At 36.9% G+C, this 18,364-nt stretch carries 18 protein-coding genes, 1 pseudogene and 1 riboswitch; of the genes and pseudogenes, 12 read left to right on the top strand and 7 right to left on the bottom strand.

The genetic code is table 11. The annotated features are described in order from the left end of the window. The first annotated feature begins 90 nt into the window (after window positions 1-90). The 3 genes from ACEWFJ_RS20370 to ACEWFJ_RS20360 all read left to right on the top strand — a co-directional run bounded on the left by ACEWFJ_RS20370 (window position 91) and on the right by ACEWFJ_RS20360 (window position 2,624). The gene (locus ACEWFJ_RS20370) at window positions 91-1,350 is read left to right on the top strand and encodes an MDR family MFS transporter (protein ID WP_473689730.1); all 1,260 of its coding nucleotides are present in this window, start codon (window positions 91-93) and stop codon (window positions 1,348-1,350) included. A gap of 81 nt (window positions 1,351-1,431) precedes the next feature. Next, window positions 1,432-1,977, top strand: coding sequence for a GNAT family N-acetyltransferase (locus tag ACEWFJ_RS20365; protein ID WP_473689729.1), 546 nt, complete (start codon window positions 1,432-1,434; stop codon window positions 1,975-1,977). A 101-nt stretch (window positions 1,978-2,078) separates the two neighbouring features. After that, entirely contained in the window at window positions 2,079-2,624 is a 546-nt protein-coding gene (locus ACEWFJ_RS20360) for a GNAT family N-acetyltransferase (protein ID WP_473689728.1), read from the top strand. Between the two features lie 86 nt (window positions 2,625-2,710). Here the strand turns inward: ACEWFJ_RS20360 and ACEWFJ_RS20355 are convergent, their stop codons facing one another. From ACEWFJ_RS20355 to ACEWFJ_RS20345, 3 genes and pseudogenes are all read right to left on the bottom strand, one after another. Then, the gene (locus ACEWFJ_RS20355) at window positions 2,711-3,283 is read right to left on the bottom strand and encodes a manganese efflux pump (RefSeq protein WP_473689727.1); all 573 of its coding nucleotides are present in this window, start codon (window positions 3,281-3,283) and stop codon (window positions 2,711-2,713) included. Between the two features lie 287 nt (window positions 3,284-3,570). Beyond that, window positions 3,571-4,863, bottom strand: coding sequence for an ABC transporter permease (locus tag ACEWFJ_RS20350; RefSeq protein ID WP_473689726.1), 1,293 nt, complete (start codon window positions 4,861-4,863; stop codon window positions 3,571-3,573). A gap of 236 nt (window positions 4,864-5,099) precedes the next feature. Continuing rightward, window positions 5,100-6,517 (bottom strand): annotated as a pseudogene (locus ACEWFJ_RS20345) (amino acid permease). Between the two features lie 132 nt (window positions 6,518-6,649). Continuing rightward, window positions 6,650-6,829: riboswitch (Lysine riboswitch) on the bottom strand. Window positions 6,830-7,134: 305 nt separating this feature from the next. Between ACEWFJ_RS20345 and ACEWFJ_RS20340 the strand changes: the two are divergent. Beyond that, complete coding sequence (locus ACEWFJ_RS20340; protein ID WP_473689725.1) at window positions 7,135-7,512, top strand: hypothetical protein; 378 nt, start codon at window positions 7,135-7,137, stop codon at window positions 7,510-7,512. Window positions 7,513-7,574: 62 nt separating this feature from the next. Here the strand turns inward: ACEWFJ_RS20340 and ACEWFJ_RS20335 are convergent, their stop codons facing one another. Together ACEWFJ_RS20335 and ACEWFJ_RS20330 are read right to left on the bottom strand one after the other, a co-directional pair. Beyond that, window positions 7,575-7,754 (bottom strand): hypothetical protein, encoded by a 180-nt coding sequence (locus ACEWFJ_RS20335; RefSeq protein WP_473689724.1) that lies wholly within the window; start codon window positions 7,752-7,754, stop codon window positions 7,575-7,577. A gap of 393 nt (window positions 7,755-8,147) precedes the next feature. Continuing rightward, complete coding sequence (locus ACEWFJ_RS20330) at window positions 8,148-8,327, bottom strand: hypothetical protein (RefSeq protein ID WP_473689723.1); 180 nt, start codon at window positions 8,325-8,327, stop codon at window positions 8,148-8,150. Window positions 8,328-9,151: 824 nt separating this feature from the next. On the opposite strand from ACEWFJ_RS20330, the gene ACEWFJ_RS20325 reads away from it, so the two are divergent. The 6 genes from ACEWFJ_RS20325 to ACEWFJ_RS20300 all read left to right on the top strand — a co-directional run bounded on the left by ACEWFJ_RS20325 (window position 9,152) and on the right by ACEWFJ_RS20300 (window position 15,681). Then, window positions 9,152-10,906 (top strand): ABC transporter ATP-binding protein, encoded by a 1,755-nt coding sequence (locus ACEWFJ_RS20325; RefSeq protein WP_473689722.1) that lies wholly within the window; start codon window positions 9,152-9,154, stop codon window positions 10,904-10,906. Further along, complete coding sequence (locus tag ACEWFJ_RS20320) at window positions 10,903-12,903, top strand: ABC transporter ATP-binding protein (RefSeq protein ID WP_473689721.1); 2,001 nt, start codon at window positions 10,903-10,905, stop codon at window positions 12,901-12,903. The genes ACEWFJ_RS20325 and ACEWFJ_RS20320 overlap by 4 nt, the downstream gene beginning before the upstream one ends. Window positions 12,904-13,098: 195 nt before the next feature. Next, window positions 13,099-13,242: a hypothetical protein gene (locus ACEWFJ_RS20315; RefSeq protein ID WP_473689720.1), complete on the top strand. Its 144-nt coding sequence runs from the start codon at window positions 13,099-13,101 to the stop codon at window positions 13,240-13,242. Between the two features lie 186 nt (window positions 13,243-13,428). Continuing rightward, window positions 13,429-14,232, top strand: coding sequence for an amino acid ABC transporter substrate-binding protein (locus ACEWFJ_RS20310; protein WP_473689719.1), 804 nt, complete (start codon window positions 13,429-13,431; stop codon window positions 14,230-14,232). Next, the gene (locus tag ACEWFJ_RS20305; protein ID WP_473692616.1) at window positions 14,219-14,920 is read left to right on the top strand and encodes an amino acid ABC transporter permease; all 702 of its coding nucleotides are present in this window, start codon (window positions 14,219-14,221) and stop codon (window positions 14,918-14,920) included. The genes ACEWFJ_RS20310 and ACEWFJ_RS20305 overlap by 14 nt, the downstream gene beginning before the upstream one ends. Window positions 14,921-14,946: 26 nt before the next feature. Further along, entirely contained in the window at window positions 14,947-15,681 is a 735-nt protein-coding gene (locus ACEWFJ_RS20300) for an amino acid ABC transporter ATP-binding protein (RefSeq protein ID WP_473689718.1), read from the top strand. Between the two features lie 49 nt (window positions 15,682-15,730). Here the strand turns inward: ACEWFJ_RS20300 and ACEWFJ_RS20295 are convergent, their stop codons facing one another. Continuing rightward, entirely contained in the window at window positions 15,731-15,931 is a 201-nt protein-coding gene (locus tag ACEWFJ_RS20295) for a small, acid-soluble spore protein, alpha/beta type (RefSeq protein ID WP_473689717.1), read from the bottom strand. A gap of 252 nt (window positions 15,932-16,183) precedes the next feature. Here ACEWFJ_RS20295 and ACEWFJ_RS20290 point away from each other — a divergent pair, with 252 nt between their 5' ends. Together ACEWFJ_RS20290 and ACEWFJ_RS20285 are read left to right on the top strand one after the other, a co-directional pair. Continuing rightward, window positions 16,184-16,378: a small, acid-soluble spore protein, alpha/beta type gene (locus ACEWFJ_RS20290; RefSeq protein ID WP_473689716.1), complete on the top strand. Its 195-nt coding sequence runs from the start codon at window positions 16,184-16,186 to the stop codon at window positions 16,376-16,378. 54 nt (window positions 16,379-16,432) lie between these two features. After that, window positions 16,433-16,678 carry a hypothetical protein gene (locus ACEWFJ_RS20285; RefSeq protein WP_473689715.1) on the top strand — a complete coding sequence of 82 codons (246 nt, stop codon included), beginning with the start codon at window positions 16,433-16,435 and terminating at the stop codon, window positions 16,676-16,678. A gap of 116 nt (window positions 16,679-16,794) precedes the next feature. On the opposite strand, the gene ACEWFJ_RS20280 is transcribed toward ACEWFJ_RS20285, so the two are convergent. After that, window positions 16,795-17,862 carry a YheC/YheD family protein gene (locus ACEWFJ_RS20280; RefSeq protein ID WP_473689714.1) on the bottom strand — a complete coding sequence of 356 codons (1,068 nt, stop codon included), beginning with the start codon at window positions 17,860-17,862 and terminating at the stop codon, window positions 16,795-16,797. Window positions 17,863-18,364: the final 502 nt, after the last annotated feature.

The following is an 18,364-nucleotide window of genomic DNA, read 5'->3' as shown; positions in this document are numbered from 1 at the left end:
CTTATAAAAGGGGAAACTCTTCAGAATATTTTAACCTTTTTCTTCCACTTTTTCAAAGTAAAATGAAGAAACAGAAGGAGGGGGAAACAGATGGGATTTTGGTCTATGCATCGCAACATTAAAATTAGAATTATTACATCCTTTTTAACTCGTACGGTAGGAACGATGATTTTTCCGTTTATGGCGATTTATTTTTCCGTAAAATTAGGAGCAGTATTAGCGGGGTTCTTATTGTTATTAAATGTAATTGCATCACTTATCGTTGGCTTATATGGAGGCTATATTGCCGATACATTAGGACGGAAAAAGGTCATGATTATCGGGCAGGTGATTCAAGTAGTTTCTATTGCTTGCATGGGGGTTGCGAACTCAGATTATATAGATTCACCTTGGCTCACATTTGTATTTTTACTTATAAATAGCATTGGTTCTGGCGTGATGAATCCAGCGACAGAAGCAATGTTAATTGATGTAAGTACACCGGAAAATCGAAAAATGATGTACAGCATTAATTACTGGGCAATCAATTTATCTATCGCCATTGGTGCAATTTTCGGAGGACTTCTTTTTGAACACTACAGATTTCAATTATTTATGTTGCTAACAGGCATTGCATTATTAACACTGTATTTGATTGCGGTGTATATGGAAGAAGTATATGTAGTTCAAAAGAAAGTAGAAAAGAAAAACGTATTAAAAGATATGGGGAATAATTACCGAGTTGTCGTGAAAGACCGAGCATTTATTGTATTGTGTTTGGCAAGCATATGCGCATTATCACTAGAGTTTCAAATTAATAACTATATTGGAGTTCGTCTACAAAAGGAATTTGAAACGATAACATTTTCACTCTGGAACGGAAATAGTTTTGATTTAACGGGGATTCGGATGCTAAGCTGGATTTCTACTGAGAATACAGTATTAGTAGTTTTATTTTCAGCTCTTGTTGTGAAAATCATGAATCACTTTCAGGACCGGAAAGTACTTTATACAGGTTTATTTATATATACAATTGGGTTTACGCTATTTGGAGCAAGTAATAGTTTATGGATTTTATTACTAGCAGGTTTGTTCCAAACAATTGGAGAGATGATGTATGTGCCAGTCAGCCAATCTATTCGGGCAGATATGGCAAGGGATGATGCAAGAAGTTCATATATGGCCATTAATGGTATGGTGTTTCAAATCGCGAAAATGGTAGGAACGCTCGGGATTATGATTGGTTCAATCGTTGCCTCTTGGGGAATGAGTATCTTATTCTGTTTAATCGGGATAAGCAGTATTCTTTTATTTAAGAAAGCAATCGATATGTATCATCGTCAAGAGAAGAAGGTAGAGAAGATAGGGTAAGTATAGTGAGAAAGCTGCTTGTTTTGAAGACAAGTAGCTTTCTTAAAAGGAGTTAAATAGTTAGGGTAGGAGGTAATTGTAATGAAAATTAGCCCAAAAGAATTTTATAGTCGTAATATACGTTATATGATTAGGTCTGTAATGGAAGAAGATGCAAAAATATTATCTGAATTACGATTACAAATAGATGGTGAAACAGAAAATTTAGATAGAGAAAAAGGCGAAGCATACATAGATGAAGCTGGGTTTAAAAAGATCATTAAAGAGGATACAGACAGTGTTAGTAATCTATTTTTAGTAGCCGAAGTGAATGGAAGAATTGTAGGTTTTTCAAGGTGTGAAGGAAACAAATTGAAAAGAACATCTCATAAAGTAGAGTTTGGTGTCTGTGTATTAAAAGAATATTGGGGATATGGTATTGGAAAGAACCTTTTAAAAGAATCTGTCAATTGGGCAGACTCACATGGAATTAAGAAAATCACTTTGTATGTTCTTGAAACGAACGAGAAAGCTAAAAGCCTTTATGAAAGATACGGTTTTGAAGTAGAGGGTATCTTGAAAAATGACAAAATGCTATCGGATGGGAATTACTATAATACGATTTTGATGGGCAGGTTTAATGGATAAAGGATAGAATATTTCGTGATAAGTGTAGCAAATAAAAATAGGATCGCTAATTCTAAAGTGATACATGCAGCTGTTGAAGGTATATAAAAAGGAGTGGGAGAATGTTTCCTATCTTAGAAACAGAAAGACTAATCTTGAGAGAGCTAATAGAAGATGATGCACAAGGGATATTGAATTGCTTTTCGAATGAGGATGTATTACGTTACTATGGGCAAAATCCATTAACAGATCTAGAACAGGTGAAAAATATAATTAGGAATTTTTTAAATAACTACAAAGAAAAGCGAGGAATAAAATGGGGAATTGAAATAAAAGAAACAGAAGGGATTATTGGAACGATTGGATTTCATGACTGGTCTTCTGAACATAAGAGAGCTGAAATCGCTTATGCACTTTTACCTGAACATTGGGGAAAAGGGTATGCTACTGAAGCGGTTTTAAAAGTTATATCATACGGATTTCATGAGCTTGAATTAACTCGTATTGGAGCGGTTGTTTTTACAGAAAACAAAGCATCTAATGTATTACTAACAAAACTAGGCTTTCAGAATGAAGGCGTTCTTAGAAATTATATGTATCAAAATAATGTGCCGTATGATACGAACGTTTACTCCTTGCTTCCAACTACTGCTGTTATTCGGAATTAAGTTTATCGGCGTTGTTTGCAGATATATCGGTGCCTCGACATAAAAAGAATCCATTTTGACCAAAATGGATTCTTTTTATTTTTTGGTCATGCAAAAAATTCATATGCACCAATTACAATGAGTAAAAGGCCGGATAAAACATTCGAGTATTTGCCAATGAATGTTTGTGACAGCTTATATCCAGAATGTGAACCAATCATGATGGAGACGAATGAAAAGAATCCAACAGATACTGCAGTCCAAATTGGGGAAAGTCCACTCATTCCACCACCAAAACCCATCGTAATGCAATTGAGAGATAAAATAATTCCTAAGTAAAAAGATTCTTTCCAAGAAATTGTATTATTATCATCTTTGTCTGCTTGCTCTGGATTTTGAAGTACAGGAGAAGGACGGGATAGATATTCTGATAAGATAGTCCATGCACCTAGACTAATAAGAAGAATGCTGCCGCTTATATTCGCAGCATCTTTAGTGATATATTGCGAAATGAATGAACCAGCTACAACGGAAAGATATACCGCAAACATAGAAATAATAGCAATAAAGAGATTAGCCATTGCTGTAATGTGCACTTTTTTCATTCCAAGAGATAAACCAATCCCTAAATTATCTAAGTTTGCTCCGATTCCGATAAGTAAAATGGATAACCAATGCATAGGAAAACCTCCAAAAAATAAAGTGGAAATTTTATCCCGCATTAACGGGCAGTAAGACCCTCGCCTCAAGATTCAGGGAGAAGCGAGGAAGATAGGTGGGGGATAACTGCTGGCATGCGCCCGATTGGTGAGAGCTTTCCATCAGTGGGGGATGAAAAGACTGTCCACTGCTGGTAGTTTCACTTTATCAGTTAGTGAGCCTCCGTCTCCCACTGAACTTTTCTCTTCCCATTCCCTTGGGGGATCAATTTGTTCTTATCTATATGAAGGTTTTATGGAATTGGTGCCTAGAAAAATAGAAAAAGGCCACTATGCGCATTCTTGCGATAGTAGCCATATAGCTTGCTTAAATAAGAAGGGTAATTTCGTAAATCATTTGGCTTATGAAGTAGAAATATATGTTTTTGCTTTTTTAGAACAATCAAATGAATAAACAGCATACTTCCAACTAGTAGTAATAACGTAAATAAGAGATAACCAGTACTAAGTAGAACCATAATTGAAAAGAACGTTAGCTGCACGATCGTTACTAGAAATACAAGCGTAATAAAAGCGCGTTTTCGTTCTTTAAGTGAAACTGGATATAATGCTACAATACTATTTCCCGAAAAATAATTCCAAAGGGCGCGAAGTTGTAAAGCGGTTATGTATAGGATACATAACGCAATGATTCCTTTTCCGATGAACGTAGGACTGTAGTATAAAACAATGCATCCTACTACAGTCAATCGTATGTAGATGCCAAGGTAACCGTTCGCGCGCAAAAAGGATAAACTATACAAATATAAAAAAGGAGCTCGCTTTTGATACAGTAATCTTTCAATCCAAACAGTCAGCCATTTTCTTTGTTTTACTTGCTGTTTTATTTGCGGCACATCTGTAAAGAAATGAATAAACTGATAAAAGTGCATATCCATTTTTTCTTCTTGCTCTATTAAATATTCCCAATGAATGTGCCGTTTTCGTTTATTAATCGTATATAAAAATAAGAGCGTTATGAAAAGTAGTATACTTCCTACAATCATAATGGAAGTGAATTGAAACATTGTATATGTAACGGCTGCATTACAGAATATCCTGATAAGCAACCAGTATGAAATAGATTCGGTTCCTCTATATGTCCAATGCAAATACATATTCCACCACTTTATAAAGGCAAGAATGACAAAGGCTCCGCATAAAAAAGCAGGAGTTGTATGTAACGATTGCTGCGCGAGAGGTGTAATGATGAGTACTACGCATAATAATGGAAAGAGCTGAATGATATAACTGTACAAAAGAGAGCGTTTAAAATAATATGCGAGTTTTTCTTCTATTGGCAATAGATATAGGATATCTGGTTTTTGCAAAAATGTACGAATTGGAGAACGAGTGAGTGCAATTGTAAGTAAAACCGTCACAATGGTTAATGCAACAGACTCAGATGGAAATGAACGAAGAAATTTTGCATAATAATAGCCGCCTACACAAAGAAGTAGAAGGAAGCTATAGATAAGCCCGCTTGCAATACGCGCAAAGTACATCGTGATTTTTTGTAGATGTTGCTGAAAACGGTCATTCCAAAGTGTTTCGATTGTCACTGAGATCACTCCTTTGTTTTATCCCGCTTTAACGGGCAGTAAAATCCCCACCTCAAGATGCAGAGAAAAGCGAAGAAGATAGGTGGGAGATAACTGCTCGTAAAAGCCCGATTGGTGAGAGCTTTCCATCAGTGGGGGAGGAAGAACCCCCACTGATGGAAGTTTCACTTTATTATAAGCAGGGTAGTGTTTCTCTTGCTACCCGTTAACAAGATAAAAAAGCAAGTTACCTTTAGCTAGGCAACTTGCTCGTTTTGTTTTTCTTTTTTCTCGTCACGTTTCATTAATGGATAGAAAGCAAATCCAACTAAAAATAATCCAATGCCGAGCAGGAATGTTTTCATATCAGAAGAGCCAGTTTTAATAACCCATAATGCATAAATAAGAGCAATCGCAGCAATGACTCCATCCACCATACGAGAACCTTTTTGATTTTCGTATGTTTCACCTGTGATAACAAGCTTAAGCTGGAAGATTGGAGAAACGAGATATGGGATTAAATAGGCAAGTGTTGAAACGGTAATAACAAATGTATACGCCTGGGCAATTGACCCGGATAGTGTTGAGAATAGGAACACTTGCGACATAATATTTGTTAAACGAAGCGAATGAATCGGGCTTCCTTTTTTATTGGTTTTTGTGAAGAAGGATGGAAAGAATCCTTCTTTTGCTGCTTGATACGGTACTTCTGAGCTTAATAAAACCCAACCAAGAATGGATCCAAATAGAGAAGTAAGTGCAAGCAGCGCCATTAATTTTCCGCCGTTATGACCCATTACTGCAGTTAATGCATCCGCTAATGGTCGTTCAGATGCTTGTAGTTTATCTATATGAAGAACACCCATTGTTAAGATGGTAATTCCTAAATAGATACCAACTGTTAGTAGTAAGCCGGTAACAGTTGCACGTTTTACTGTTTTTGGTGAAACAGCACGGTTTGATAATAATACAGCCGACTCGACACCAATGAAGGCCCAAAGTGTTGTTAAGGCTGCTAAGTTTATTTGCGATAGCAGTCCGTGTGAAATGCCTTCTTTATCAACGATTGGCGTATACCATTGTCCAAGTTTAGAAGCTTCGAAGGCAAACAATGTAACAATGATGAAGAGAAGGAATCCTGTTACTTTCGCTGTTGTTGCTAAAAAGTTTAATTTACCGGCACCATTTACGCCATTTGCCAAAATCATATGGGTACCCCATAATAAAATGGTGCAAATGGAGAACGTAATCAATTTTCCAACTTCAATGTTGAAAGTTCCAACTGAAAACAATACGTGAGTATCTTTCATAATTGGGAAAAAGAGTGATAAATAGCCAGCAAATGATGTAATGATGGCTACGTTGCTTGCCCAGTTTGCAACCCAGTAGCCCCATACGATGCTAAAACCCGCCATTTTTTTGTTTTTTGTGAAGAAAAGAGCGCGTAAGCATGACTTTGCGGACCTGTTGTTAAATCAGGACGACGAATTGCTAAATTACCGAAAACAAGAGCTAGCATTAATACGCCAAATCCTGTTGTTAACCAAGCTAATGTAACACCAAGAGGGCTGGCCGTTTGTGCTAATGTACTTGGAATCATAAAAATACCTGCCCCAACCATATTCCCAACTACAAATGCAGTAAGTACCCAAAAGCCCCATTTTTTTTGCTGCATAGAAACTACCTCCAAAATTAGTATAACCAAGTCAAGCGAGGAGATATGTATGTGTTTGAAGTTCCAAACAAAACAAAAAAACGCGTATATGTTCACGCGCTTTTCAATCTTATTAAGAAACCCGCGGACATACCTCTCGATAGCTCTCCACAAGCAAAAAGCCTGTGACAGTCCTGCACTTATTCAATGCAGGCCCAGCAAGAAAGCGCTGTGGATGCTTCTTGCTTCGGCAACTATTCCTTTCCGATTTGATCAGCGATGCCACACATCTCCTAAATCATACTATTAATAATTGCAACCTCTACCTCACCGAGATACGAATGAGGATTTATGTATAAAGTTAACATAACCAAGGGTAACAAATGGCTTTTTATTCGTCAATGCAAATAAACATAATCAGATTATTGTGAGAATAGGGTATGTTTAAGATTATGAAACAACTTAAGGCTTCGCATCATATAATATGTATATGAAATGAGGTATAAAGCAAAGATGCTATCAGTAAGTTTTTTTTCGTTCCTTACTGACGGCTAGTTGAACTACGGGTAGCTTTATTTCCTTAAAAATTTGGTGGAAGTTTTACTGTCCATAAGTAGCGAGATAAAGAGGGATAGTGAATGGAGAGCTGGTTTAAGAGAAACTGCTTTATATGTGGGAAGGAAATTCATAGGCACCAGGAGCCAGTGCCAGGTACAATAGAGAAGTTAAAAAAGCAAAATGAAGAGCTCGCAGCTTCTTTAGAACAATGTATGAGACTACTCTATGATACACAAAAGAATTTAAGTAAAAAAACAAAAAAGAGTGCATTGCCGCCTCTTTTTTCATTAGGAGATAAGATAGAAGTATTTGATGGGGAGACACGTACAGAGGGGATCTTTATTGAGTGTACAAACGAATGGTTATATTGGGTAAACGTTGATTATGATCTAACCATTAGTCATATAAAAAGTGTAAAAAATATTATAAAAAAAGAGTCTATTCAAAAAAAGGCTTAAATAACTCTTTTTGAAATAGACTTTGCTTTTTTGCCCTAGGAGTTAGAACACTTTATGAGCAATTAGGAAACTTTACGAATGTTAATTGTATCTAAGCTTGTCACGTTTATATTAGCATTGTTATCCACCCAAACTACGAAGTTGCCTTCGAAGCGAATGAAAACACCTTTACCGTCAATTTCACGTCCAGCTGAAAAAACGCGGATTTTGTCGCCTTCTGCTAAGCCGTTTAATGTTGCCATGTGACCACCACCTCTCTATCAGAAGTTAATATATATATATGAAAATGATAGAGAGTGTGTGCGAGAGAAATGTAGTGCTAGCAACTATTTTTATAAAATATAGAGGTGAGTAGAAACTATTTTTTACTCACCTTTATAGGTTTACATTAAATTCAATACTGTTATTTTCTCACGTGTCATAGATTCAACATTCTTACGAATACCTTATGCGTCCGCTAATCTGAACAGAGCCATTTGTTATGGTTAATGTTTTGTATTTAACCATTAGTCATATAAAAAGTGTAAAACGTATTATAAAAAAGAGCCTATTCAAAAAGGTTTTATATAACCTCTTTTGACATAGACTCATCTTCTTTTAGTGAAAAGGATTTAGAATATTTTCTTTATAGGTAATTAGGAAATTTTACGAATGCTAATTGTATCTAAACTTGTAACATTTATATTAGCATGGTTGTCCACCCAGACTAGGAAGTTGCCTTCGAAGCGAAGGAAAACACCTTCACCGTCAATTTCACGTCCAGCTGAAAAAACGCGGATTTTGTCACCTTCTGCTAAGCCGTTTAATGTTGCCATGTGACCACCACCTCCCTATCAGAAGTTAATATATTATATGAAAGTGATAGAGAGTTTGTGATGAGAAAATGTAGTGTTAGTAACTATTTTTACAAAATAAAAAGGTAAGTAGAAACTGTTTTTTACTTACCTTTATAGAATTACATTAAATTTAATCTTGTTATTTTTTCATGCGTCATAGATTCAAGACCTTTACGAATACCTTGTGCACCCACACTAAAGGTTAATAGTAAATGCTAATTGTCATGCTAAGTCCTCCTAAAAAATAGTGACTTGTAAGAGTGAGGTGTATGGTGATTGTATGAGGTTTGAAAAAGTCCAAACGAAATATTTTTAAAAGTGATTTCTGGGACGTTCTTTTGCTTAATAATCTTTTTCCATAAAAATGAAAAAATAATTGACAGAAAAGTCTTTAAAGTTATAAAATTAAAAATGGAAAATAAAAGAAGAAGGAGGTGTGCGTGATGATTGTAATCGTATATATGACTGGCTCAGTTGTTTTACACAATGAAAACAATAAATATCATCACGCAACCTCTACGGACAAATAACGCTTCTTTTTAGTTGAAAAGGAAAGCGTACGTTGCGTGTGTCGTGACGTACGCTTTTATGCGTTTTTCGCATATCGTCAAAGCGACGGTATGCCTTTTTTTGTCTCTTTTTTTAGATTGTTCCTATACATTTGTATAGTTTCAATAATAAATGAAATGGAGAAAGGAAGGAATGACGATGGAAAAGTATGAGGTGCGAATGGTAAAAACGGAGACGCTGGATAGTGGATAATGAGTCAATGTTTAAACAACAACAGGAAGGGAGAGGTTAGATTGTTTTCTGTATTACAAAAATTAACATGGTTTTTTAAAACGCATTGGAAAAGGTATAGCATTGCCATTTGTTGTTTACTTATTGTCAATGTGGTTGAGATTATTCCGCCAAAACTAATTGGATTGGCGATTGATGATATAAAAGCCGGGAATTTAACAAACGCGGGGATTATGAATTATGTGTGGGTGTTACTGGGAGCAACAACTGTTGGTTATGTACTTTCTTATGTATGGCAATATCATTTATTCGGCGGCGCATTTGTGCTTGAAAAAACGATGCGTTCCAAATTTATGGGGCATTTGCTGAAGATGACGCCAACTTTCTATCAAAGAAATCGTACAGGTGATTTAATGGCAAGGGCAACGAATGATTTAAAAGCAATTGCCATGACAGCTGGATTTGGTATTTTAACGCTCGTTGATTCGAGTTTATATATGCTGACAATTGTGCTTATGATGGGCTTTTCAATTAGTTGGAAGTTAACATTCGCTGCTTTATTGCCGCTTCCGATTATGGCATATGCAGTGAGTGCTTATGGAAAGAGATTACACGAGCGCTTTACAGTTGCACAAGATACATTTGGAGATATGAACGATAAAGTGCTGGAGTCGATTGCAGGTGTACGTGTCATTCGCGCTTATGTACAGGAAAGAGAAGATGAGAAGCGATTTAATACGTTAGCAACAGATGTGTATGCAAAGAATATGAAAGTCGCAAAAATTGATTCACTTTTTCAACCGACAGTGAAAATGCTTGTTGGGATGAGTTATTTAATTGGCCTTGTGTACGGAGCGTTTTTAGTATTTAAAAATGAGGTAACGATTGGGGAACTTGTATCGTTTAACGTGTACCTTGGTATGATGATTTGGCCGATGTTTGCGATTGGTGAGCTGATAAACGTTATGCAGCGCGGGAATGCTTCACTTGATCGTGTAAATGAAACGTTAGCATATAAGCAAGACGTAAAAAATGTAAAGAAACCATCGCGTGTACATCAGCCAGACTGCGTTGATTTTGAAGATGTATCCTTTTCGTATCCAACATCCTCTAAATTAAATTTGAAAAACGTTTCGTTCTCGTTAAATAGAGGCGAAACACTTGGGATTGTTGGGAAAACGGGAAGTGGCAAAACAACGCTCGTTCGGCAGCTTCTTCGCCAGTATCCACTAGGAACAGGTGAAATTACAGTATCCGGTGTATCGCTGCAAAATATACACATTGATCATGTATTAAGTTGGATTGGATATGTTCCGCAAGAACACATTCTTTTTTCGAAAACAGCACGGGAAAATATTTTATTTGGAAACCCGAAAGCAAGTGAAGCAGAGTTGCAAAAGGCAATTGAAATCGCTGCTTTCAAGAAAGATTTGGAATTTTTGCCGGATGGATTAGAAACACTTGTTGGAGAAAAAGGTGTATCACTATCTGGCGGGCAAAAACAACGTATTTCGATTGCACGAGCAGTGATCCAAAATCCAGGAATTTTAATTTTAGACGATTCGTTATCAGCTGTTGATGCAAGAACGGAAGCGGCGATTATTGAAAATATCCGGAAAGAACGCAGTGGGAAAACGACGATTATTACGACGCATCGTCTGTCCGCTACGGAGCATGCTGACTGGATTCTCGTGTTGGATGATGGTGAAATCATTGAAGAAGGAACGCATAACATGCTGATTCAAAAGGGCGGTTGGTATACAGAGCAATTTGAAAGACAACAAGGGGAAGAAGTAGAAGGCGAGGTGAAAATATGAGCGTTGGAAAACGATTATTTCAATATGCAATGAAAGTAAAAGTAACGATTGGGATAGCTTTAGCGATGTTATTTATTTTTGTTATTGCTGAATTAGCTGGTCCGTTTGTTGCGAAAACGATGATTGATGAACATATCGTAGGGATTGAAAAGCCTTGGCACGAAACGATAAAAGGAAACGATACTGTTTTTTATAACGGTGCTTGGTATAAGCGAGGCGATCGGTTTAAAGCAGGAGAACAGAAAGGAAAAGAGATTCGCATTATTCAAATTGGCCGCGACTACTATTTTATTCCTAACAAAGTTTCACTTGAAGGAACGCGTTCTGTCAAGGGGAATATGATTACAATTCAGAAAGGGAAAGCGGTGCAAGTATATAAGGGGACTAAGCTTACAGGGGAGGAAATTTTCTCGTTTTATCAACCAGAAATAAAACGGCTATTCTTACTTGGCAGCGGATATTTAGCTCTTTTACTTGTTGTATCCCTCTTTGCATACGGAAAACAATTTTATTTACAAAAAGCAGCGAATAAAATTATTCAAATTATGCGAGAAGATGTGTTTTCTCACATTCAAACATTGCCGATTCGTTACTTTGATCATTTGCCGGCCGGGAAAATCGTTTCTCGTGTGACAAATGATACGGAGGCGATTCGAGAGCTATATGTAACAGTACTATCGACATTCTTTTCTAGTTTTATTTACATCATTGGTATATTTATTGCCTTGTTCTTATTAGATGTAAAGCTTGCGCTCATGTGTTTAATCCTTATTCCAATTTTATGTGTGTGGGCTATTTTTTACCGTAAGTATGCATCTGTGTACAATCATAAAATGCGCTCACGGTTATCGGATATTAATGGAACGGTCAATGAATCCATTCAAGGAATGCCTGTTATTCAAGCGTTTCGTCAAGAACGTGCAGTAAAACAGGAATTTGAACAGCTAAATGAAGAGTATTATATGTATCAAAATAAAATTTTAAGTTTAAATGCAGCGACTTCTCATAACTTAGTAGGGGTGCTCCGCAATATTGCGTTTACAGGTGTGATTTGGCATTTTGGCGGCGCATCATTAAGTGCAGCAGGGATGATTTCATTAGGTGTGCTATACGCGTTTGTTGATTATTTAACACGATTATTTTCACCAATTACAAACATGGTGAATCAGTTAGCAAATTTAGAGCAAGCGCGCGTGGCGGCAGAGCGTGTGTTTGAATTGTTAGATGAAAAGGGAGAAGCAGTGCAGGAAGAGCATGTTCCACGTTTACGAGGAAATGTTCGTTTTAATAACGTTTCGTTTTCCTATAACGGGAAAGATGAAGTTCTACGAAACATTTCCTTTGAAGCGAAGCAAGGAGAAACGATTGCGTTAGTTGGTCATACCGGATCAGGAAAAAGCTCGATTATGAATGTACTCTTTCAGTTTTACGAATTTCAAAAAGGGAACATCACGATTGATGGATATAATATAAAGGACATCTCAAAACAAGCGCTTCGTGAGCACATGGGAATTGTACTGCAAGATCCATTCCTATTTACAGGAACTGTTGCTTCAAATGTGAGTTTAGAGCAAGAACGAATTTCGAAGGAACAGATTGTGAAGGCGCTGCGTGATGTTGGAGCGGAACGCTTTGCAAACAACATTCAAGAAGAAGTAACTGAAAAAGGAAGTACGCTTTCAACAGGTGAGCGGCAACTTATTTCCTTCGCACGCGCACTTGCATTTGATCCAGCGATTTTAATTTTGGATGAAGCAACATCCAGTATTGATACAGAAACAGAAGCAATGATTCAACAGGCGCTCGAAGTCGTGAAAAAAGGGCGAACCACATTTATTATTGCGCACCGGTTATCAACGATTAAAAGTGCAGATCAAATTATTGTATTGGACCGCGGAACGATCCTTGAGAAAGGTTCACATGAAGAGTTGATGGCAAAGAAAGGGCGTTATTATGAAATGTATAAAACGCAAATCGCAGGTAGTCAAAGTGCGTAACGTTCATAGAATGTTCAGAAAATTTTAAAATAAAGTTTACAAGTAGGACGTATTCTTCCTTTGTCTATATGATATTTTGAGGTAAAGGGGGAATACAAATGGAGGAATTATCCGTTACATTTAATATTGCTTTCTTTTTGTTACTATGTGGAATGATTGGATATTGTGTGTTAGATTCTTGAGGAACTTGCCAGGGTGGCAAGTTCTTTTTTACGTGTCCGCAAAGATATCGACGGAAGTGGTGCATTTATCGGCGCTTCGACAGAATATAAAGACCTTTCGGTGATGTTCGACGCAAGAGAAGTCGGGCTGCTGGAATTAGATCATATCGAAAAGTAGAAGGAGTTGTTTTGTTTGAAAATTCTTCCTGAATAAAGTTTTATGTGTATATAATTCATGGGTTTGTTTGATTTTGTATGAAAAGGATACACTAATGTAGAACATTTTGATTGAAAAATGTTGTAAGATTGAATACAATCAATATAGTTCTTAAATTCCTATCAGAATACTTGGAGGATTGTCATCGTGAAAAAATTACTTTCATTTTTTGTGCTTGCATTATTGGTTGTGGGAGTTGTAGCAGGTTGCGGAAAACAAACAAAAGATACAGCTCAAGGCCCTAGCCAAGATGCGTTAGATCAAATTAAAAAGAGCGGAGAACTTGTTATTGGAACAGAAGGTACATATCCGCCGTTCACATTCCATGATGAAAGTGGAAAATTAACAGGGTTTGACGTTGATATTGCTGAAGAAGTAGCAAAGCGTCTTGGTGTGAAACCAGTATTTAAAGAAACACAATGGGATAGTTTATTTGCTGGGCTTGATGCAAAACGTTTTGACATGATTGCGAACGAAGTTGGGATTCGTGCAGATCGCGAAAAGAAATATGATTTCTCTAAGCCATATGTATCTTCTTCAGCAGTACTTGTAATTCCGAAAGATAAAGACAAACCAGCGAAATTCGAAGATGTAAAAGGCTTAAAAGCAGCACAATCTTTAACAAGTAACTTTACTGACATTGCGAAGAAAAATGGTGCAGAAATCGTTGGTGTAGAAGGCTTTAACCAAGCAGTTGAATTATTAAACTCTGGCCGCGTTGATTTCACAATTAATGATCGTTTATCTGTATTAAACTACTTAAAAACAAAACCAGATGCGAAAGTAAAAATTGTTGATACAGAAAAAGAAGCATCACAAAGTGGATTGATGTTCCGTAAAGGTAGCGACAAACTTGTTGCTGAAGTAAATAAAGCTTTAGATGACATGAAAAAAGACGGCACTTACGACAAAATATCGAAGAAATGGTTTGGTGAAGATGTATCTAAGTAATGTTTTATTTGATGTAGATCGATTATCTGTTTGGACTGATATAACAAAAGCATCCTTCATGCCTATGCTGAAGGGTGCTATTTTCACTACAATACCACTTGCATTGATTACATTTATAATTGGTTTAGTGTTAGCGACGTTAACAGCATTATGCCGTATTTCTGGAAATCGTCCATTAGAGTGGATTGCACGTATCTATGTATCTATTATTCGCGGTACACCGCTTCTTGTTCAATTATTCATTATTTTTTATGGACTTCCGACAGTAGGGATTACAATTGACTCTTATACAGCAGCGATTATTGGTTTTTCTTTAAATGTTGGGGCATACGCTTCAGAGATTATTCGCGCTTCTATTTTGTCAATTCCGAAGGGGCAATGGGAGGCTGCATATACAATCGGTATGTCATATCCACAAGCGCTGCGCCGCGTTATTTTACCGCAGGCAGCACGCGTTTCGATTCCGCCACTTTCCAATACATTTATTAGTTTGATTAAAGACACATCGCTGGCGTCAATGATTTTAGTAACGGAAATGTTTCGGAAAGCGCAGGAAATTGCAGCGACAAACTATGAATTCTTGGTCGTTTATACAGAAGCGGGACTGATTTATTGGGTAATTTGTTTCTTATTATCAATTGTGCAGCAAATACTTGAAAAACGAACAGAGCGTCATATTTTAAAATAATCCTTGCTAAAAGGAGTTTTGTTTTCATGATTTCAATTCAACATTTACAAAAAAGTTTTGGTGATAACACCGTTTTACAGCATATTGATATGGCAGTAGAAAAAGGTGAAGTTGTTGTTATTATCGGACCTTCTGGTTCTGGTAAGACAACATTGCTTCGTTGTCTAAACGTATTAGAAACCCCTAATAACGGTGTAATTCGTATCGGTGATGAGACACTCGATTTTTCGAAAAAGATGACGAAGCGCGATATTGTGAAACTGCGCACCCAAACAGGTATGGTGTTTCAGCATCACAATTTATTCCCGCATTTTACAGCACTTGAAAATGTGATGGAAGGCCTTATAACGGTTAAGAAAGTTTCAAAAGAGAAAGCGAAAGAAAAAGCGGAGTATTTTCTGAGAAAAGTTGGACTTGGTGAGAAGATGGATTTATTTCCACTTCAGCTTTCAGGTGGACAGCAACAGCGCGTAGGTATTGCACGCGCGCTTGCGATGGAGCCGCAAGTGATTTTATTTGATGAACCGACATCAGCGCTTGATCCGGAACTTGTGCAAGAAGTGCTAAAAGTGATGAGAGAACTTGCACAGGAAGGCATGACGATGGTAATTGTCACGCATGAGATGCGTTTTGCTCATCAAATTGCGAATCGTGTTATTTTTATGGATGGCGGTGTGATTGTTGAACAAGGCACACCAGAAGAAGTGTTAGTACATCCGAAAGAAGAACGAACAAAGAAATTTTTACAAATGCTACAGTAGAAGATAGAAAGGTCTCAAGCGATGCTTGAGACCTTTTTGCCATATATATTTATTTTTGGTATCCGCCAAGGCTTTGTTCAGCCATTGCTACTAAACGCTTTGTAATTTCTCCACCTACTGAACCATTTGCACGAGCTGTTGAATCAGCACCTAATGTTACTCCAAATTCAGTTGCAATCTCGTATTTCATTTGGTCGATTGCAGCCATTGCACCAGGTACTACTAATTGATTAGAACTTTGGTTTGCCATAGGAAATGTCCTCCTTAGTGTGAGTTTTGGTTGGATTAGCTGGATTTGAACCAGAATCGCCCCATTTGGCGCTAATCCATCGTGTGGAGTGCTTGTAATCATAGTATGGATGATACGTAGAAAGATATGCGAAATGTTAGTTTGTAAAATTTGTAAAAATTAATAATGCCAAAAATTACAAATGTCCTGTTTGCATAGAAAGAATACGCTTTTACATACTATGAATACACCAATACAAGGAGGTGATATAACATGGCTAGAAACAATAGTCTTGCAGTTCCTGGTGCACAAGCTGCTTTAGATCAAATGAAGTATGAAATCGCAACTGAGTTTGGCGTACAACTTGGACCAGATTCAACATCACGCGCAAACGGATCTGTTGGCGGTGAAATTACAAAACGTCTTGTATCTTATGCGGAGCAACATTTAGGTGGTTTCCAAAAATAAATCAAAATGGCTATAGGGGGACGGGAATACCGTCCCTTTTTTGGAGGAATCAAAATGGCGATATGTCCGCTTTGTAATGCATTAGAATATAAAGCTTATACTTGTCCTACTTGTACGAGTATACTCCAAGATTATGGAAAAACAGTCGATTATATTGGTCCATATAGTGCTTATATGGAGCAAGAACTGTTAGAAAAAGTCGATGGATTATCCGCGCATGAATCGCAGCAATATTGCCTCCATCTTTTATATTGTCCTACATGTGAAAAGCAAATAGAAGTAACTGTACAGCTTATATGAAAATCCGTCTCAGCAAGAAGTTGAGACGGATTTTTTGTGATACAGAAAATTTCTATAACCTATTTCTCCCGCTACTGCTGGTATGTGCCCAATTGGGCGGGCTTTCTACATTCAGCTTACAGTTCCTGTTTCTCTTTGAAAGGGAGTAATGATTGATAATAACGAAGAGGTGCTGTGTATACTTTTTCGGCAACATCGGTATTATGTTGAATAAAGGCTGTATAAGTAGGTTTTGCATCTATGTGGCATAACCAAACGGCACCAGTTGCATCCATTACAATAGAGAGCTCTAATTCAAAAAGGTGAGAAAAGGTATTTTCTAAAGCTCGAGGCGTTTCTTTCGTAATAACGTGTAGACTATCCTGTAATAATGTAAGGTCAATTTTTGATAGATGATGTTGCAAATTTTTAAATGCAGTAAATCTTGTTTGCTCTGTAAGAGGAAATAAGAAAGAATAAGGTGTGTTGTCTATTTGAATAACTTTTTCTTGTTCTATCCATGTACCTTCTCTATTCTTTTGTAAAATAGAGCGAATATGAACAGGAGATGTTGAGTGAGGTGATATAGGCTGTATTGTATAATCACGTGTTTGAAGCGATGATTGTAACCAAGGTAAAAACGTATCTTTTGTTTGGAATGTTTTTGTTGGAAAGCGATTTCGCTCTAATGTAGTAACATGAAACGTGCGATTTTGATAAAAAATGTGGTACATATTTTGTTTTGAAAGTGAATGCAAGGGCTTTATAATCACATCTTTTTTTGTTTGTAATAGCTGTAACACTGTTGTTTTACTTGCTTGTTTTATTACAGGCACATATGGTACTAGTTGTTTGTTTTTTGTAAGAATTTCATACATATTTGCTTCATTTGGAAGCTCATCATTTAAAAATAATGAATCCGGGCGACTGTGAAGCCATTTTATGATAGGAAGTGCCCTTTTAACATTTTTTTCATCTTTGTATGAGCATCGGTTGTATATGTGAGATGGAATGACGAATTGCTGCTCTACCCAATCCTGTTTATCGATATCAAAGAGAAGTCCGTTGACAAGCTCCGTTTTCGGATCAATGCTAAAGGGAGTAAACTGTACAACGACAGTACGAGACGATTGTGCCCGCTTTGCAATTTCTGTGTAGTATTCTCGCTCGTGATGGAAACGCGATGTTAATATTCCGAGAACCATAAAAAACTCCTCCTTTTATATAGCACTAAACATGTGTTTAATTGAGTAATATTCAAAGAAATGCGTCTTATACCAATTGCTTTAAATCTAATGAGCAGTATTTTTGATAGGGGGCTAGTGTCTCGTTTGCTGGAGCATTATAGAGCAGTTATAATGAAGGGTATGTATATGTGAGAAACGAATCAAACGTGGCTTGTATCGTACGAAAGAGAACAAACTACTGGACGCTGATGTGAATGGTGTCTATAACATCTTAAAAAAGCAGTTCCAAAGGCATTTGCCGATGGAATAGAGGGGTTGTGCCATCAGGCAGCTGTGTCAACTCCACTCGTGTTAATCATCTCTTGAAGGTGATACACGAGAAACCCCCACTTCAAGATCCGAAGGAGATAAGTGGCGGGAGCTTTCATAATGTCATAAAGTGAATTTACTTCACATATCATACATAGTCTGATATCGTAAGAAGGGTATGTAAAGATTGAAAACATATAAACAGTGTGAT

The organism is Bacillus sp. EA-CB0995 (assembly GCF_055814245.1).
This window is presented reverse-complemented; position numbering and strand designations above follow the sequence as displayed.

Coding starts and splice junctions, on each gene's coding strand:
- ACEWFJ_RS20370 (WP_473689730.1), top strand. CDS start 91: ATGGGATTTTGGTCTATGCATCGCAACATTAAAATTAGAATTATTACA.
- ACEWFJ_RS20365 (WP_473689729.1), top strand. CDS start 1,432: ATGAAAATTAGCCCAAAAGAATTTTATAGTCGTAATATACGTTATATG.
- ACEWFJ_RS20360 (WP_473689728.1), top strand. CDS start 2,079: ATGTTTCCTATCTTAGAAACAGAAAGACTAATCTTGAGAGAGCTAATA.
- ACEWFJ_RS20355 (WP_473689727.1), bottom strand. CDS start 3,283: ATGCATTGGTTATCCATTTTACTTATCGGAATCGGAGCAAACTTAGAT.
- ACEWFJ_RS20340 (WP_473689725.1), top strand. CDS start 7,135: ATGGAGAGCTGGTTTAAGAGAAACTGCTTTATATGTGGGAAGGAAATT.
- ACEWFJ_RS20335 (WP_473689724.1), bottom strand. CDS start 7,754: ATGGCAACATTAAACGGCTTAGCAGAAGGCGACAAAATCCGCGTTTTT.
- ACEWFJ_RS20330 (WP_473689723.1), bottom strand. CDS start 8,327: ATGGCAACATTAAACGGCTTAGCAGAAGGTGACAAAATCCGCGTTTTT.
- ACEWFJ_RS20320 (WP_473689721.1), top strand. CDS start 10,903: ATGAGCGTTGGAAAACGATTATTTCAATATGCAATGAAAGTAAAAGTA.
- ACEWFJ_RS20305 (WP_473692616.1), top strand. CDS start 14,219: ATGTATCTAAGTAATGTTTTATTTGATGTAGATCGATTATCTGTTTGG.
- ACEWFJ_RS20300 (WP_473689718.1), top strand. CDS start 14,947: ATGATTTCAATTCAACATTTACAAAAAAGTTTTGGTGATAACACCGTT.
- ACEWFJ_RS20295 (WP_473689717.1), bottom strand. CDS start 15,931: ATGGCAAACCAAAGTTCTAATCAATTAGTAGTACCTGGTGCAATGGCT.
- ACEWFJ_RS20290 (WP_473689716.1), top strand. CDS start 16,184: ATGGCTAGAAACAATAGTCTTGCAGTTCCTGGTGCACAAGCTGCTTTA.
- ACEWFJ_RS20285 (WP_473689715.1), top strand. CDS start 16,433: ATGGCGATATGTCCGCTTTGTAATGCATTAGAATATAAAGCTTATACT.
- ACEWFJ_RS20280 (WP_473689714.1), bottom strand. CDS start 17,862: ATGGTTCTCGGAATATTAACATCGCGTTTCCATCACGAGCGAGAATAC.